Below are 17,991 nucleotides of genomic sequence, written 5' to 3' on the forward strand. Positions count from 1 at the left end.
CCGGCGCCCCGTGTTCGGTTAGGTGTTTATAGACCGTGTCAAAAGGATCCGCATCCTACTTGCTCAGAAAGTTGGCGTTCTGCAGGCCCACTTCGGTCAGCCTGTACTCTTCCAGCTTTCTGTAAAGGGTCTTGCGTCCGATACCCAGGACCTGGGCCGCGCGAGACTTGTTGCCCTGCACGGCATGCATGACCATGCTGATATGTGAACGCTCCAGTTCCTCAAGGGTTGAGAATCCTTTTTCACGCGGATTCTGGCAGCTCTTTTGGCAGAACGGCAGGGCCTGGACATTTATGATGTTGTTCTCGGCCAGGATCATGCCCCGCTCGATGATGTTCTTGAGTTCGCGCACATTGCCGGGCCAGGGGTTGTCCATGAGCTGTTGCATGGCCCGGGGCGAGATCTTGTACTCCTGCCCATCCTTGGCCAGGGACATGAGAAAGTACTCAACCAGGGCCGGGATGTCTTCGCGCCTCTCGCGCAGCGGCGGCAGTTCTATGTTGAAGACGTTGATGCGGTGGTAGAAGGCGTCATGAAAGCGTCCCGCCTCGACTTCCTTGGCCAGGTCCTTGTTGGTGGCAAAGACGAAGCGAACGTCCACGCAGCGTTCCTCCTTGTCTCCCACACGTCTGAAATGCTGGGTTTCGAGCACGCGCAGGAGCGCGCCCTGCAGCTCCAGGGTCAGTTCTCCGACTTCGTCGAAAAAGAGGGTGGCCTTGTGGGCCAGTGACAAGAGACCGTCATGGCTGCGTTCCGCTCCGGTGAAGGCGCCCTTGCAGTATCCGAACAGTTCGCTTCTGAGCAGTTCCTTGTCGAAAGTGCCGCAGTTCTTGATGATGAGCGGCTGTCCCGCGCGCTTGCTTTTGGCGTGCAGGGCCGCTGCGGCCACGTTCTTGCCCGTGCCGCTTTCCCCGGTCAGAAGGACCGGCACATCCGTGGGCGCGGCTTTCTCGATGAGATAGCGGACCTGCTGCACGGATTTGGAGTGCCCGATGAATTTGGGCATGGACTTGTGTTCTGAATTGTGGCGCAGGAGTTCGTTTTCCCTCTGAAGTCGGACCCGTTGGTAGGCCTTTTCGATGACCTGCTCCATGCGATCCAGGGAGAAGGGCTTGGTGATGTAGTCGTAGGCTCCGTTCTTCATGGCCTCCACGGCGTTGTCCACATCGGCGTAGCCGGTGATGAGGATGATGGCCACGTTGGGCACGGTCTCTAGCAGCTTGGTCATCAGTTCGAGTCCGTTGGCGTCGGGCAGGCGTATGTCGAGGATGATGATGTCGTAATAGTGTTTATGCAGGTGCTCGAAGGCCTCCTTGGCGCTGCCCACGGTGTGGATGGTGCGGCCGGGCGAGGCCAGTTCGCGGGAGAAGAGCTTGCGTATATTGGATTCGTCATCCACGACGAGTATTTCAATGGAATTGAAGATGCTCATGTAGTCATTTCCTTGTTGCTTGCTGAAAATCCGGTCGGGAGCATGACCCGGAAGACGGAACCCTTGCCGGGTTCGCTGCAAGCGTGGATTTCTCCACCGTGCATTTTAATGATGTTGTAACAGATGGACAGGCCGATGCCGATGCTGTGCCCTTTGGTCTTGGTGGTGAAAAAGGGGATGAAAAGCTTGTCCAGGGTTTCGGGGGGGATGCCCTGTCCGGTATCCTCGACAATGAGCGCCGCGCGTTCCGCGTTGTCCATGCTGGTGCGGATGGTGATGGTGCCCTTGGAGTCGATGGCGTCCATGGCGTTCAGGACAAGGTTCAAAAGGACCTGCTTGAGTTCGCCCTGGGCGCCTTGGATGGTCACGGGTTCGGAGCACAGATCCTGATGCAGGGTTATGCCCGGATGCAACTTGATCTGGTGATGCAGGATCTTAAGGGACCCCGTGACCAGGGAATTTAAGTCTATAGTGTTGAATTTGCATGTTTTTTGGCTGCTGAATGAGAGCAGGTTGCCGACAATGTCCCGACAGCGGTTGCATTCTTCAAGAATGGTGGTCGTATAGTCCGTGAAATCTTCCAGGATGCCCTGCTCCGTTTCCTTGTCCAGAAGGGTTCCAAGGTAGGGCAGGCGGCGTTTCAATGCTTCGGAGAAGCCGCTGATGGCCGCCAGGGGATTGTTGATCTCATGAGCTACGCCCGCCGCCAGAAGACCGATGGTGGCCATTTTTTCGGCCTGATAGTATTTGGCCTGATACTCTTTTTCCATGGTCACGTCGCGTTTTGAGACCAGGACCGTACGTACCTGGCTCTTGTCGTCGAACATGGGCGAGGCCACGACCTCGAAGTGCAGGCTGCGGTCAGGCCTGTGGTCGATATATGCGGACCGGTCGGGCTTGCCGGTTTGCAGAGCCGTGCGCAGGGGGCAGATCTGACAGGGCTCGGAGCCGCCCCGGAAAACCTGATAGCAAAAGAGGCCTTCTGGATGGGGAATGTCAAAATAGTCGTTGAAAACCTTGTTCACGTAGACAATGCGGTAATCCGGCGAGACCACCGCCAAAAGATCCATGATTCCGTTCAGGATGTCCTGGATTTCCTGTTTTTTCCGTTCAAGCTCCGCATTGTATGTCTCAAGCTCTCCCATTTTTTCCTGCACTTCGCGGAAAAAACCGAGCTTGGTATATTCCGGACCGACGATATCGCTGAGCGTGGTCTTACCCATCACCAGACCTCCTGGCAGATGCACAACAATTCCTCGGCCGTGGCCGGGCGCGGGTTGGTCAGCAGACAGGCGTCCTTGGTGGCCATCTCGCAGATTTGGGGGAAGGCGGTTTCGTCATCCACGATTTCTCGAAAATGGACCGAAGTTCCGAGTTCCAGAAAAATTTCCTTGAGACGTTTGATGCCTCCCTCGGCTGTTTGCAGGGAAGATGACATGCGTTTGCCGAGGACAATTTCTCCGATGGTGGCCATTTTTGCCTCGCAGGCAGGCAGGTTGTAGCTCATGACTGCGGGGAGGAGCACCGGGTGGACCATTCCGTGCGTGGTGTCGAAAAATCCGCCAAGAGAGTGGGCGATGGCATGGCAGGCTCCAAGACTGGCGTTGCTGAAGCTCATTCCCGCTGCAACCGCCGCCATGGACAGGTTTTCCAGGGCGAGGGGATCGCGGGTTTTGAGAGCTGGTTTCAAGTTGTCCAGAATGAGGTTCATGGCCTTCACGGCCTGGGTCTCGGTCAGTGTGTGGGCGATGAGCGAGACGTAGGATTCCACTGCGTGGGACAGTGCGTCCACGGCAGAGGTCACGATGAGGTCGTCATCGGCGGTGGAAAGCATGTCCGGGTCGATGATGGACACATTGGGTGTCAGGGAACGGCTGATGAGCGACATTTTCACCTTGCGCGCCACATCGGTGATGATGGCGAATTGGGAAATGTCCGAGCCGCTTCCGGCTGTGGACGGCAGGAAGATCATGGGCGGCAGGGGCCTGATGATCAGGTTCGCGCCTTCGTAGTCCTGGATTGTTCCGCCGTTGCTGGCCACGGTGGCCACACCCTTGGCCATGTCCAGCGGGCTGCCCCCGCCAAGGCCGATGACCACGTCCGCGCCCTCTGCCTTATACAGATCCGCGCCCAGATGCACTTCATAGTCACGCGGATTGGAGCTTACGTTCGAGTAGTAAACCCACTTCAGGGCCGACGCCTCAAGAACCTCGATGAGCTTGCCGACCCACCCGCTGCGTTCAAGTCCCGGATCGCTGACCACGAAGACTTTCTTGGCGCCGAGCTGCAAAGCGTACGATCCTGTATATTCCATGCTGCCGTGTCCGAAAATGATTTCTGGCAGAGAGAATTTTCTAATATCCATGTCTTCTCCTCGCGACGGGGTTGTCTTCGAGTTCCGGGATTGGGCTCGACTGGTCTGTTTCATTTATCGTGCAAGAACACGACCGCTTGTCCCGGCTTGTCCGGCGTACGCCGCTTCTTTGATGAATATCTTCAACACACTGAAAATAATAAGAATAATATGGGCGATTTTGGCCATGCTACCTAACATTGAAAGGGCTGGCAAAGGTGCTCTTTTGGGGTGGGGAGGCACAATGAGTCATTTTGACTCAACTTGTCTATAAAGGCCAGGATCAAAGTGATACAAAACGGGATGGACTTTGAAAACATATTGCGGTCCGCCTTTCATGTAAAGGTAGGGCAAATTGGTTATAAAGTTTAATTTCAGCATGTTGCAATATAAAGTTTAGGGTTTTTCACGTTTTGGAGCAGTCTGGCCTCATTCTTGCCTTAAGGGGAATCACGAGAGTTAATTGAGTGGATTCTATTCGAGTCAAACAATCTTTAGCGAGGTGCAATCATGGCTGTTCAAGAAATGGTGTATGGATTTTTCATTCCCAGCGTTACTCTGATCGGTATTGGTGCTTCCAAGCAGATTCCTGAGAAAATCAAGGCTCTGGGCGGCAGCAAGCCCCTGGTAGTTACCGACAAGGGCATCACTGGCTGCGGTCTGACCAAGCAGATCACGGACCTGCTGGACGCCGCCGGAATGAAGTATGAAGTATACGACGAAACCATTCCGAACCCCACCGACAACAACGTTCACGCCGGTGTCGACGTGTACAAGAAAACCAAATGCGATTCCCTGATTTCCCTGGGCGGCGGCAGCTCGCATGACTGCGGCAAGGGTATCGGCCTTGTTGTCGCCAACGGCGGCAAGATTCATGACTTCGAAGGCGTGGACAAGTCCACCAAGCCCATGCCTCCATATCTGGCCGTGAACACCACCGCCGGCACCGCTTCTGAAATGACCCGTTTCTGTATCATCACCGATACTTCCCGCAAGGTTAAGATGGCCATCGTTGATTGGCGCGTCACCCCCGGCATCGCCATCGACGATCCGATGCTGATGGTCGGCATGCCCCCGGCGCTGACCGCAGCCACCGGCATGGACGCCCTGACCCACGCCGTGGAAGCCTATGTCTCCACCATCGCTACCCCCATGACCGACGCCTGCGCCCAGAAGGCCATCGAACTGATCGCCAAGTACCTGCGCAAAGCCGTTGCCAATGGCAAGGATATCGAAGCCCGTGAAGGTATGTGTTTCGCACAGTACCTGGCCGGCATGGCTTTCAACAACGCCAGCCTCGGTCACGTTCACGCCATGGCTCACCAGTTGGGCGGCTTCTACGATCTGCCGCACGGCGAATGCAACGCCATCTTGCTGCCCCACGTTGAGCGCGCCAACCTGAACGCCAAGCTCGAACGCTTTGTCGACATGGCCAAGTTCCTGGGCGAGAATGTTGAAGGCATGTCCCTGCGCGCTGGTGCGGAAAAAGCTCTTGACGCCATCAAGCAGCTGTCCACCGACGTCGGTATTCCTTCCGGCCTGATCGAACTGGGCAAGCGTTATGGCAAGGACGTCAAGAAGGAAGACATCGCCATCATGACCGGCAACGCTCAGAAAGATGCTTGCGGTTTCACCAACCCCGTCTGCCTGAAAGACGCCGATGTGGCCCGTATTTACGAGGCTGCCCTGTAATTAATTCTTGCGCGCCGGTTGTCCGGCGCGCATTTTTGTCAGAAAACGGAGGTCCGCATGTGGTTTGACGATGCTTCGCTGCTTTCTTTGGAAGAGGTTGATTGGAAAGTCGGCCTTGAGCACGATGAGGTCGGGGCCACGGTGCGCGATGAAGATTTTCTGGAAACGGCCAGATTCGACGAAACGTGGTGCGCGGGTTTGCGGCTTTGAGACGTGACGCGCGTGCAAGCCGGATCACCCTGATCCGGACCCGAAGCGTAAGACTGCCGTAATTGTATGATGCCAGTAACTGGGGCAGGGTTGAGAGGTGGCATTCCTCCCAACCCTGCCCTTTTTTTTGTTTTATGTCTTGAGAGGCATGATCCTGCGCCTTTCACAAACTTCTTACCCGATTTGCTGATCAAGGAGTCTTCATGAAAATCCTACGCATCAATACCAGAACCAAAAGCTTCAAGTTTGAAGAACTCGGCGAGTTGGCCGGTCTTGGAGGTCGTGCCCTGACCTCAAGAGTGGTCAATAAGGAGGTCCCGGCAAACTGTCACCCGCTTTCCGCTGAAAACAAGCTGATTTTCGCGGCAGGCGTGCTTGCCCCGACCAATGCCGCCAACTCCGGCCGCATCTCCGTCGGCGCAAAGTCGCCCCTGACCGGCGGCATCAAGGAGAGCAATTCCGGCGGACAGTTCGCGCACACCCTGCCCAAGCTGGACCTCCTGGCCGTCATCCTCGAAGACAAGCCCGAGGCTGGTTCCCCCATGCAGGAGATCTTCATCTCCGCAGACAAGGTCGTTTTCAAGGATTCCACCGTGGCCGGCATGCGCAACTACGCCGCCCAGGAAAAACTCCTGGCCGCATACGGCGACAAGGCCGTGACCGCCCTGGTCGGACCTGCCGGCGAGCAGTGCCTGTGCGCTTCCACCATCCAGTTCTCCGATCCCGAAGGGCTGCCTTCCCGTTCCGCCGGTCGCGGTGGCCTGGGCGCGGTCATGGGTTCCAAGGGCGTCAAGGCCATCATCCTTGACGGCGACGCCAACGCCAAAACCGTCTACGGCAACGAGGAACTGTTCAAGGAAGCCCGCAAGGAATGGGTCGACGTGCTGCGCAACCATCCCGTCACCAGCCAGGGCCTGCCCGGATTCGGCACCGCCGTTCTGGTCAACGTCATCAATGAGGCCGGTGCCCTGCCGACCAAGAACTTCCGCATGGGCAAGTTCGACGGCGCAGAGAAGATCTCCGGCGAGACCCTGGCCGCCAACATCGAGAAGCGCGGCGGTAAGGTCAAGCACGGCTGCCACACCGGCTGCGTGATCCAGTGCTCGCAGGTTTACCACGGCGCGGACGGCAAGTACCTGACCACCGGCTTCGAGTACGAGACCATCTGGGGCTTCGGCGCCAACCTGCTGATCGACAATCTTGACGACATCGCCGCCATGGACCGCACTTGCGACGAAGTGGGCGTGGACACCATCGAGATGGCCAACACCATGGCCATGGCCATGGAAGGCGGCACGCTCGCCTGGGGCGACAGCAAGGGCGTTCTGGCCGAACTGAACAAGGTCGGCACGAGTGATCCGCTGGGCCGCATCTACGGCAACGGCACTTCCTACACGGCCAAGGCTTTCGGCGTAGACCGCATCCCCGTGGTCAAGAACCAGGCCCTGCCCGCCTATGACCCGCGCGCGGTCAAGGGCGTCGGCGTGACCTACGCCACGACCCCCATGGGCGCTGACCACACCGCCGGCTACGGCGTATGTCAGAACGTGCTGAAAGTCGGCGGCGACGTCGACGGTCACAAGAAGGAAGGAAACATCGAGATCTCCAAGAACCTGCAGATCGCCACGGCGGCAGTCGACTCCCTGGGCCTGTGCCTGTTCGTGGCCTTTGCGATTCTTGACGACGCACGCGGCGTGCCCTGCATGGCCAAGCTGATCTCCGGCCTGACCGGCAAGGAGATGAGCGTCGACGAGATGATCGGTATCGGCGTGAACTGCCTCAAGGACGAACTGGACTTCAACAAGCGCGCCGGCTTCACCGACGAAGACGACCAGCTGCCCCGCTTCTTCCGCGAAGAACTCCTCGCTCCCCACAATGTGGGCTGGGGTTACTCCACCGAGGAACTGCAGGCTGCCAAGGTCTAGGATTTTTAACTCCCTTGTCCCGGAGGCGCTGGCCTTCGGGACAAGGCTTCAAGGTTGCTGCATACTTGCAGCGATGGCTGGAAGATGCACCGGAGAGCACTGCATCCACCCGGATCAGTGACTAGGTTGTGACCAGGCGGCGCCCTCATCGTCTCGAAATACACGCGCCCCTAAATATGTCAAAATAGACATGTTTATAAATAGTTAAGTCACAATCCACCGAATGATGTCGCAACCAAACCGGGCAGCCTTGAAAACATAGTGCGCATGACCGCCGCTTCCTCGTGGCGGTCATGCGCATTTTTGGGTTTGCGGGCAGCTATGCCTCTGTATGAAGACAATACTCGGCAGCGGCGGCTTTCCGTCCAAACATATGCACCTCTGGTCAATGTCTGACTGGAGGTTTTTTTACGGCAGACTTTCAATCCTGATGGTCAAGAGAACGCAGGATTTGTCCTGATTTCCTCTGCCATCTCGCTTGAAGACGACACTGCAAAAAGTCGCGGAAGAACCTGAGCGTCATTTCCGTGAACGTGTGCCCCGCATGGGTAGGCGGTCCATGCCGGGCAAGGGTATGAAATTCATTCTTTTCAGGTTGATAAAAAGAAATTGATCCTCTTTTTCAAGAGGATGACGACTTCTTGCGGTGACGTCTTGAAGAGGATGGGCGGCGATTATGGACGCATTGAAAACAATGGCTTTGGCTTAATTATAAGTATTTAGTTTGGAAAGCATAAGTATGACTGCTTAATTAAATTACATATTTTATTATTAAAATATGTAAAGTATATATAGATTTATACAAAAATCTCGCATTGCTGGTGGTCTTGTATATTTTTAACATAAAAAATTGTTCTACAAGATAATATTATTAATTTTTTATGCAACAAGTGGTCTCAATGCGAATTTTTATCTGTGTGTTCTTTTCAACTGTTTTGTTATTTATCGGTGATTGTTCCATTCAATGCTTTGCATCCAACGAAGTCATTCGCCAACAGGAGCAGATACAACGCGACCAGGAATCGCAGAGGCAAAAACTCAAGCAGCAGCATGAAGATGTGCTGGAAAAAAAGCCTTCAAGGATAGAGGTCGATCAGGCGCCACCAATCGCGGAATCCGTGGAAACGGATGTCTGTGTTCATATTGACAGCATCGTGTTCGTTGGGACGACGTTGCTTTCCCGTTCCGAAAAGAGCGGATTGCTTGAGCCCTTCATTGGGCGTTGCCTGAACATGACCCACATCAACGAGTTGGTGCGGGCAACGACCAATCTTTACATCAGGCGCGGATATGTCACGACACGCGCTTTTGTCCCTGCTCAGGACCTTGGTTCACGAAGATTGGAAATCCGTGTCATCGAAGGCGAGATTGAGAGCATCAGTCTCAATGATGATTCTCCTGCGGACAGGCGGCGGATCGCCATGACTTTTCCTTCCGGCATCGTGGGCAAGCCGCTCAACCTGCGCGACATCGAGCAAGGCATGGATCAGTTGAACCGTTTGCCATCCGGCAATGCCCAACTTCGCATCGAGCCCGGGAAAAAAGTCGGAGCCAGCCGCATCGTGGTAACGGATCAGCCGGGCAAGATGTGGCGTTTTTGGGTCGGGCTGGACAATTCGGGTCAAAAAAGCACGGGTGAAATGAGGGCCTTTGCGTCTGTGGACAATGATAACCTGCTTGGCCTGAGCGACATGCTTTCCCTTAATTTGAGCGGCGACGCCAAGGCGCTCCTAGACATGTCGCGTCTCGGAAGCCAAAGCATTTCAACGTATTACACTGTGCCCTTTGGGTATTGGAGCGTAACGGCCAGCGCCGGCGTCTCCGAATATCACACGCATCTGGAAGGTGGCGGGGCCGAGTATTTGAGCGATGGTCGCACGTCCACCTATGGTCTTGACCTGAGCCGGGTTGTGCATCGAGGCAGCCAGAGCAAGACCACTGCAGGCGTTTCCTTCGCCGTCAAGGATGTCGACAATTTCATCGAGAAAGAACGCCTCGTGGCCGGTAGTTACGATTTGTCCATTCTGGGCGTGTCGTTAGGCCACCACCGCCGGATATTCGACGGTGTGCTTGGTTTGGGCGGCGAATTCAACCTTGGACTGCCCCTCTTTGGGGCCAAGCGGGATGAGTTCTCGGATCGGAGCGTACCCAAACATGAATTTCAGAAGTTTTCCCTGACGGGCAGCTGGATGCGTCCTTTCGAGATTGCAGGGCATCCGGTCACGTTCAGCACGCAGGGCGAGGCGCAGTGGTCTTGCGACACGCTGTACAACTCCGAGCGACTGGATCTGGGCGGACGATACACGGTGCGGGGTTTTCAGCTGGAAAGTCTGGGCGGGGACAGCGGTGGATACGTGCGCAATGAGATCGCGGTGTCCCTTCTTCCGCAAGGCCATTCTGAGTGGTTTTCATCGGTATTCAATGATCCGCAAGTTTATGCCGGTTACGATGCCGGTTTCATTCATCGTGACCGGGACGATGAGTACGAGCGGGGCGTTCTGCAGGGAGCGGCTTTAGGGTTGCGTTCCCGGGGCGGCCTTATTGAAACGGACTTTTGTGTGGCGCGGCCTTTGGACGCGCCATCTTTTTTGAAAAACAGGGACTGGGAAATCTATTGGTCGCTGAACTCCAATTTCTGATGGCCAGATACGGGGACGTTTCATGAAGCATGCGCTGCGACGGTTCATATGTCTGACGCTGGCATTTTTGCTGGTATTCAATCCCATGGCGGCGGCCGCAGATGGCATCGTGGTTGATCAAAAGGCCCCGGCCGCCAATCAGCCGGCCGTGAGCGCCGCGCCCAACGGCGTGCCTCTGGTCGACATCGCAAGGCCGAACTCTGGGGGCCTCTCGCACAACATGTTCGACCAGTTCAACGTGGGCGGGCCCGGCGTGATCCTGAACAACAGCAAGAAGGCCGGGCGCACGCAACTGGGCGGGGTGGTGGCCAACAATCCAAAACTCGGCAAGGGCCCCGAAGCCCGGGTCATTCTGAACGAGGTCACGGGCAGCAGCCGCTCCCGCCTTGAGGGCTACACTGAAATCTTCGGCTATCCGGCCGACTACATTCTGGCCAATCCGAACGGCATCACGGTCAACGGCGGCGGGTTCATCAACACGCCCCGGGCCACGTTGACCACGGGCAAGCCCCGGTTTGACGACTACGGCGGTCTGAGCGCCCTGGATGTGCGTCAGGGCGATGTGCTTGTCGACGGCCTGGGCCTCAATGTCTCCAATCTCGACGCATTCGACATCATCAGCCGCACGGCCAGGATCAACGCCGACGTGCACGCCGTGAAGCTGGGCATCAGCACCGGATACGGCAGCCATGACGTCGCCACGGGCCAATTTTCCGCTCTGCCCCCGGACGGTTCGGATGTTCCCGCGGTGGCGCTGGACTCCACGGCCCTTGGCGGCATGTATGCCGAGCGCATCATCCTTGTGGGCAATGAGAAGGGCGTAGGGGTGAATCTTGAAGGGGTCGCCCACGCCACCGACGAACTGGTCCTGACCGCCGATGGCAGGATACGCATCAAGGGGCGGGTTTCCACGGACAATGATGTCCGGGTTGCCTCGACCGCTGACAGCGTGGAAATTTCCGGTTCGCTTGCGGCGGCGAAAATTGCGGAGGTTACGGCTTCAAAGGACTTGGTGCTCAAGTCGCAAGTAGGCACGCAGGCCTTGCTGTATGCCGATGATGCGCGGGTTTCTTCCGAGTCGCTGCACAATGTTGACGGCAGGATCGAGTCCGGCACGAATCTGGCCGTTGCAACGCGCTCCGGCATCACGAATGCGGGAGCCCTCGTTTCCGGGGGCAACGCCGTTCTGAAAGCGGGCGGCGCCGTTGGCAACACGGGGCAGATGCAGGCCAGGGGCAGCCTTGACGTCGAGGGCGCGCATGTCCTGAATTCGGGCGGGATGTTTTCCATCGAGGCGGTCAGGATTCATTCTGCGGGGGATATCGTCAATGCCGGTGGCGAGATTTCATCCAAAAAATCGAGCAGCTTGGAGGCCACGGGAAATATCTCAAACACCGGGGCCATCCAGACCGAAGGACAGGCATTCGTCAGCGCCGGGAGCCTGAGCAATGAAGGCGGCCGCATCGAGGCCAAGGATGTCATGACCCTCGACGTAGCGGGGTACATTGCAAATTCGGGCACTATCGGCACGGACCTGGGTGCATTCATCAGCGCAGGCAGCCTTGGCAATGAGGGCGGCAGCATCCTGTCCCAAGGCGATTTGGATTTTGCGGTGGCGGGTGGTTTGGGCAATTCGGGGATTATTTATTCCGGAGCGTTCAGCCGGATTCGCGCTGAAAGCATGCGCAATGATTCTGCCGGTCAGGTGCTGGCCTTGGGTTCTCTGGCCCTGGATCTGGACGCCGAACTGGAGAATCTGGGTGTCCTGAATGCCGGGGAATCACTTTTCGTGCAGAGCGGCGGCAGCGTCATTAACAATGACGGCAGCATTTTGTCCCAGACAGGGATGGAGCTTGCGGCCCAAGGCGGCATCACGAATTCGGGCGACATCCAATCCGGCGGAACCGGCCTGTTTCGAGCAGGCAAAGCGCTGCTCAACGAGGGCGAAATCCTGGCTGTGAGCGACGCCGTCTTTGAAATCGGCGAAGATCTGGAAAATTTCGGTACCCTGCATTCCGGGGAGGGTTTGACCCTGACCTCCGCCAGCCTGGACAACAGCGGCCAGATCCTGGCTCAGGGCGACGGCGCGTTTTCCGTGCTTGGCGATCTGGTCAACACGAACTTTCTTTTCTCCGGCGGCGCGGCCACGTTCAGCGTGGGCGGCATGCTGCATAACCTGAGGGGCCAGATTCTGTCTTTGGGCGACATGGTGCTGGAAGGTTTGAGCGCCGGGAGTCGCATGCTCGAATTGAAGAACGATTCGGGCACCATCGAGACCCTGGAAGGCAGCATGTCCATCCGGGCCAAGGTGGTGAAAAACACCAATCTGGATTTTGCGCTGACACCGGGAACGCAGGTCTTGAGCCGCAAGGGAGGGATTTATTCCTTTTTCGGCGACAACTGGGATCAGGCCCAGGATCTCTATCGGATGTTGCCAGGTTCCAGTGCGGTTTCAAGCAAACGCAACGCCCTGATCATCACTCCGGCCGAACTGCGCGCTCTCGGATTCGGCCTTGATCGCAACGTGATCCCGCGTTCGGAACTGGATGCGGCCATTGCCGCCGCCGAGGCGCGTTTCGCGCTTTACGGCGGAACTTCCGGAGATATCGCGGCGGTCTCCAGCCTGAAGAGCCGGGTGGTCGGCCGGGGCATATACATGGCTGTCCAGCACTATAAGGACAGATCCAAGGTCGCCGCCTATCTTGAATCCATAACCCGGGATGAGGTCACGGGTCTTGAAAGCGGCGCGAATATCGCGGCCGCCGTCAACCTGGATATCGAGGCCGACTCCTTCAGCAATCATGTCAGCCGGGTAACCACTGCCAGCGGCGACATATCCATCGTTGCCGATTCCTTTGAAAACGCAGGCCAGGATATCTTTGAACACCGGACTATCGAGTGGGCCCGGGCGCATGCCAACGAACACAAGAGCCCGCGACTGGCTGTGGAGGGGCGTGGAACGGAGGTGGTCCGGACAGCGATCGAGCATGCCTACGGCACCATAAGCGCGGGCGGCAAGGTTTCGATCAGCGCGGACCATGCCCTGAACGGCATTTCGGAAAATTCGGGGATGGCCTCCGGCGGGATCGGTTCAAGCGGCAGCGTCATCGCCCCGCCCAGGCCTGAGAGCCTGGATCAAAGCGTGGCGCATCTTGATGACCTGATCGGCCTTCCGCCCAGGGACGGCCTGTTCATCGTCAACACGACTCCCGGCCACCACTATCTCATCGAAACCAATCCGGCCCTGACCAGCATGGCCCTGTTTTATGGGTCCGACTATTTCCTGCGCCGGACCGGCATCGATCTGGGCAAGACTCAGCAACAGCTTCTGGGTGACGCCTTTTATGAAACCAGGCTGGTGCGCGAGCAGATTTTCGCCCTCACGGGGCGGCGCTTTCTTTCGGAGTCCCTCTCGGGCGACGCCGAGCAGATGCTTGCGCTCATGGACAACGCCGTCGCCGCCCGAGAAGAATTGAATCTGAGCGTTGGCGTGGCGCTGAGTGCGGAACAGGTCGCGGCCCTGGCCTCGGACATCATCTGGCTCGAAACCCGCGTGGTGGAAGGGCACGAGGTGCTGGTTCCGGTTGTCTATCTCTGCCGAAACAGCCTCGACACCATCGCCCGGGGCGGGTCCGTCATCGTTGGCCGCGACGTGGAGATCCATACCTCGGGCGACACGGCCAACAGGGGCGTGATCAAGGCCTTGGGCGATCTGGCCATCAGCGCCAGGAATGTCTTCAACACCTTCGGCACCATCCAGGGCGACACCGTGACCCTGGATGCGGGCGAGTCGATCTTCAACACCAGCGGGCAGATCAAGGGCCGCGACGTATCCCTTGCCGCCGGACAGGACATCATTTCAGGCACGGCCAAAACCACCTTTTCGGCCGAAGAGACGACTCGCAGGACGTCAGGCCGCATGAGTCCGGGCATGGCAGGGCAGCCTGGCACTCCGGTTTTTGGGGCCTCATCCACCATCCGAAGCACGAGCGAGACCGTCGGTCAGCGGGGCGCCATCGAGGCCACGGGCGATCTGTCCATGCAGGCCGGGCGGGATATCGGGATTGTCGGGAGCGACGCGAAGGCTGGCGGCGATGCGACGTTTTCCGCCGGTCGCGACGTGATCATCGCGGCCCAGGAGCTGGAGTCGCACAACTTTGGCAAGACCGGGAAATCCAAAAGCAGCTTCAATACGCAGACCAGCAAGGCGGCCACCGTCGAAGCGGGCGGCTCGGTAAGCGTAAGCGCAGGCCAGGATGTGGCAGTTCACGGGAGCAGCGTTTCGGCCGGCGCGGACGTGAACATCGAAGCGGGCCGCGACGTCTCCATCACCTCCGCCACCGACAGCTACGACTATCACTTCAAACAGAAAAGCAAGGGCGGACTCTTCGGAGGCTCAAGCTCCGAGATGCACATGGGCAAAGTCACGACCAACGTGGCTTCCGCCATTACGGCGGGTGGCGATGTGCATGTGGCGGCGGGTCAGGGCGGTGCCGGAGATCTGGCGGTAGTGGGCAGTAAGGTGCGCTCGGGCGGGGATATGAGCCTCAAGGCCGAGGATGGCATCCTCGTCTCTTCGGCTCAAGAGAGCGAATCCATGATCTCGGCTTCGAGCAGGTCAACACTGTTCAGCGGAAAATCAAAAGCCTCGGGAGATGCTCGCGTAACCCAGGTGGGCAGCGAGATCGTCACCGGCAACGATCTTAAAGCGGAAGCCAAGAATGTCGCCGTATCCGCAAGTCAAATCCATGCGGGTAACGATATCGACATTAAAAGCGTCGAAAGTGACCTTATCGTTTCCGGTGCCCAGAATACAGTGTCGACGTACCGCTATGAAAAGAAGAGTGGTTGGAACCTGTCCGCACCGCTGGAGATTCCACTGGCCATATTGGTTGGCGGCGGTGTGGAGTTTTACAGTTCGAAGATGACAGAGGGGAGAAATACCGCATCATCCAATTTCGGTTCCCTCATAACCGCAGGAAACAATATAGATCTGGAATCGGCGCGCGATGCAGTCATGATCGGTTCCAGCGTTGCAGCGGGCAATGATGTCAATATCAGCGCCGTCAGGGATAGCAACATTATTCCCGGTCTGACCGCCCAGGCCAGCGAGCGCAGGACCAAAGAGAAGAGCATTGGCTTCTCGTCCCTTTCCATTTCTGAAAACGAAATCAAAGGATTTGCAGGGGGTACCAAGACAGAAACCGGCAGCAAATTTACCGGTGATTACAATGCCGGTTCCGTTGTCAGCGCAGGCAATGATGTCAGCATCGAGGCTGGAAATAACGTCAATCAGTTTTCTTCGGGCATTGAAGCTGGCCGTGACGTGAAGCTCAAATCCGGCAAGGATGTCAATGTCGATGCCAACAAGGACGTCGAGCGAACGGAGAACTATGCCCGGCAGATCCAGATTGGCGTTACCGCTTCGGCCAGGCAGAGCGTCACCACGGCGGCCCGCACCCTGGCGGACACTCCCCAGAACGTGGGCTCCGGCGAAGGCAGTGACGCGGCCAAGGGCGTCACTGCGGCAAGTTCCATTTTGCGCGGCGTGTCGGCCGCGCAGCAGTTGACCAATGTCGGCGCTTCTGCCTCCATCACCGCTGGTGCGTCCGTTTCCCAGAGCAGTTCCTTCATTGATGCGGCCGACGTGGTTGCCTCTTCCATTCGGGCAGGCCGTGATGCGGAGCTTGATGCGGAGCGCGACGTCAGGGTCTCGGGCGCGGCGGTGCTGGCCGCAGGGGATGTGACCATCGAGGCCGGCCGGGATGTGGCCATCACATCCGCCACCAACACCTACAGCGCCGGCGCGGATTCCTTCTTCGCTTCGGCCGGCGTCGGCGTCGGGGCCAGCTACAGCACACAGGGCGGGGCCGCCGCAGGCATACGGGTGCAGGCCGAGGCCGCAGGCTCCGAGAACACGTCCCGAGCCCAGACACATGCGAATTCCGTAGTTGCGGCCGGTGAGACGCTTTCGGTGAAGTCCGGCTCGGACACGACCGTCGCCGGGGCCAATCTCGAAGGCAAAAACGTCGCCATGGATGTCGGCGGGAATCTGCTTGTGAAAAGCGAGCAGAACAAACGTGCCGCCGCCGGTTCCAATTGGAACGCTGGCGGTTCGGTCACCTTCGGCTATGGTTTCTCCGCCGATGCCCATGTGGGCATGGGCAAGAATTCGGCTGACTCGGCCTGGGTGAACAGGCAGACCTCGCTTATCGGCCAGGAAGAGGTCGATATCCGCACCGAAAAAAACACGCATGTCCAGGGCGCGGTCATAGCCGCCAAGAACGGGAATCTCAAGCTGGATACGGGCACCCTGACCTACGGGGATATCAAGGATCACGATAAATCCAAAAACCTCCAGGTCAGCCTGTCAGGTTCTTACTCCTCCGGCGGAGAGGGGGAAACGTCATCTTCCAGCACTTTCGATGGCGCTTACAATTCCGGAGACCGCCGCCAAGTCAACCGCGCCACCATCGGCGCAGGCGAGATCATCATCCGCTCCGACCCCGACAGCGGCCTGGAGGGGGTGAACCGGGACCTGAGGAGGGCCCGGGAGATCACCAGGGACGAACAGACTTCGGTAATCGTGTATGTCGACAGTTCGGCGATCCGGGAAATCGCGAGCGGTTTTGAAGGGATCAGAAGCAATCTGGAAAAGCTGGCCCAACTGGTGAAACAGGCGCTACCTGACGATCAACGTCTCCAGGACAGTGTGGATAACCAGCTGTCCATCCGGGGTAAGCTCATTGAAAAGGGAATGACCGATGAGCAGGCCGATGCCATGCTTCAAAAATATGCCCTGTACGCCGACTTGATGGGTGAGATCGGTAAGTTAGTCGATGCGAAGGGTGGTTGGAGCAATCTGACGGAAGCCGAGGCGCAGGCTTTTATTGATTCGCTCCAGAGAGATTCGCGCTTCGTTGCGTTGTTGGCATCCTCCGATAATATTCTTTCTGATTCGCAAGCAATCACAATAAATAGTGGAAAATACGTAGTCGGTACTATCACAGGCGGCCTTCAGGCTGCAGGTTCAGACGCGAAGTCAGTTTTGCTCTTTCTCAACGACATGTCAGGTTACATGTTCTACAGTGCGAGCGGCGGACTTCTGTTTCAAGAGAATGCCCTCAATTTCACAAATACCGTGCATGATTTCACAGATGCAGTTGTGTACTTAACGCAACACATCGATGAGGTTGGCCCAGCCGTAGTTGAAGGGCTAGAAAAAAAGTGGAATGAATACTTGCTGGCTGTCAGGGAAGGGGACTATTATCGCGCGGGCAACCTGTTTGGAGAATTCCATTACGAAGTAGGCACGGTTCTCGTCGGGGCCATAGGAACTGCGAAGGGCTTGATGAGCGGGCTGAAATCCGCAGCCCCGAAGTTCGCTGCGACAGTGGAGGCTGCGGAAGCGGCGAGGCTTGCGAGGGTTGGGGATGGGGCGGTTGGGATAGCTTCAAAAAGTGCAACCAATGTCGCAGACGATTTTTTTGTTAACACTAAATTTACAGATAAAGTTCTTAAACAAATGGAGCAAGGTGACTTTCATGCTTTTCCAAAAAACGTGGAAGGATTTCAACGTGCTGGAAAAGTGACTAAAATTACCGGGAGTGATGGAGTAACACGGGAAATGCTCAAAATACCTGGTAGCTACAAAGGTAAAGAAGGAATGTTTGAATTTATAAAGGAGGCGGATGGTACGATTAATCACCGTTTCTTTCGTCCATATCCGGAGCAATAATC

The 17,991-nt window shown here is 57.2% G+C and carries 8 protein-coding genes; 5 read left to right on the forward strand and 3 right to left on the reverse strand.

Going from position 1 to position 17,991, the window contains the following annotated elements:
- Positions 1-55 precede the first annotated feature (55 nt).
- The 3 genes from BMZ40_RS01280 to BMZ40_RS01290 are packed head-to-tail and all read right to left on the reverse strand — an operon-like array spanning position 56 to position 3,797.
- Positions 56-1,432, reverse strand: coding sequence for a sigma-54-dependent transcriptional regulator (locus tag BMZ40_RS01280; RefSeq protein WP_092372326.1), 1,377 nt, complete (start codon positions 1,430-1,432; stop codon positions 56-58).
- A complete protein-coding gene (locus tag BMZ40_RS01285; RefSeq protein WP_092372327.1) occupies positions 1,429-2,655 on the reverse strand; it encodes a two-component system sensor histidine kinase NtrB in 1,227 nt (408 codons plus the stop codon). The genes BMZ40_RS01280 and BMZ40_RS01285 overlap by 4 nt, the downstream gene beginning before the upstream one ends.
- Positions 2,655-3,797, reverse strand: a complete 1,143-nt coding sequence (locus BMZ40_RS01290) for an iron-containing alcohol dehydrogenase (protein WP_092372328.1) — start codon at positions 3,795-3,797, stop codon at positions 2,655-2,657. Before BMZ40_RS01290 ends, BMZ40_RS01285 begins: the two co-directional genes overlap by 1 nt.
- Before the next feature lie 498 nt (positions 3,798-4,295).
- Between BMZ40_RS01290 and BMZ40_RS01295 the strand changes: the two genes are divergently transcribed.
- The 5 genes from BMZ40_RS01295 (at position 4,296) to BMZ40_RS01310 (ending at position 17,989) form a co-directional block, all read left to right on the forward strand.
- Positions 4,296-5,477, forward strand: coding sequence for an iron-containing alcohol dehydrogenase (locus BMZ40_RS01295; RefSeq protein WP_092190206.1), 1,182 nt, complete (start codon positions 4,296-4,298; stop codon positions 5,475-5,477).
- A gap of 57 nt (positions 5,478-5,534) precedes the next feature.
- A complete protein-coding gene (locus BMZ40_RS19415) occupies positions 5,535-5,687 on the forward strand; it encodes a hypothetical protein (protein ID WP_177192956.1) in 153 nt (50 codons plus the stop codon).
- A gap of 203 nt (positions 5,688-5,890) precedes the next feature.
- Positions 5,891-7,612 carry an aldehyde ferredoxin oxidoreductase C-terminal domain-containing protein gene (locus BMZ40_RS01300; RefSeq protein WP_092372329.1) on the forward strand — a complete coding sequence of 574 codons (1,722 nt, stop codon included), beginning with the start codon at positions 5,891-5,893 and terminating at the stop codon, positions 7,610-7,612.
- 881 nt (positions 7,613-8,493) lie between these two features.
- Positions 8,494-10,251 carry a ShlB/FhaC/HecB family hemolysin secretion/activation protein gene (locus BMZ40_RS01305; protein ID WP_092372330.1) on the forward strand — a complete coding sequence of 586 codons (1,758 nt, stop codon included), beginning with the start codon at positions 8,494-8,496 and terminating at the stop codon, positions 10,249-10,251.
- Between the two features lie 22 nt (positions 10,252-10,273).
- On the forward strand, positions 10,274-17,989 hold the full coding sequence (locus BMZ40_RS01310) for a hemagglutinin repeat-containing protein (RefSeq protein ID WP_092372331.1): 7,716 nt from the start codon (positions 10,274-10,276) through the stop codon (positions 17,987-17,989).
- Positions 17,990-17,991: the final 2 nt, after the last annotated feature.

Origin of the sequence: Desulfomicrobium apsheronum (assembly GCF_900114115.1) — a bacterium.
In the GTDB taxonomy this organism is placed as follows: Bacteria; Desulfobacterota; Desulfovibrionia; order Desulfovibrionales; family Desulfomicrobiaceae; genus Desulfomicrobium; species Desulfomicrobium apsheronum.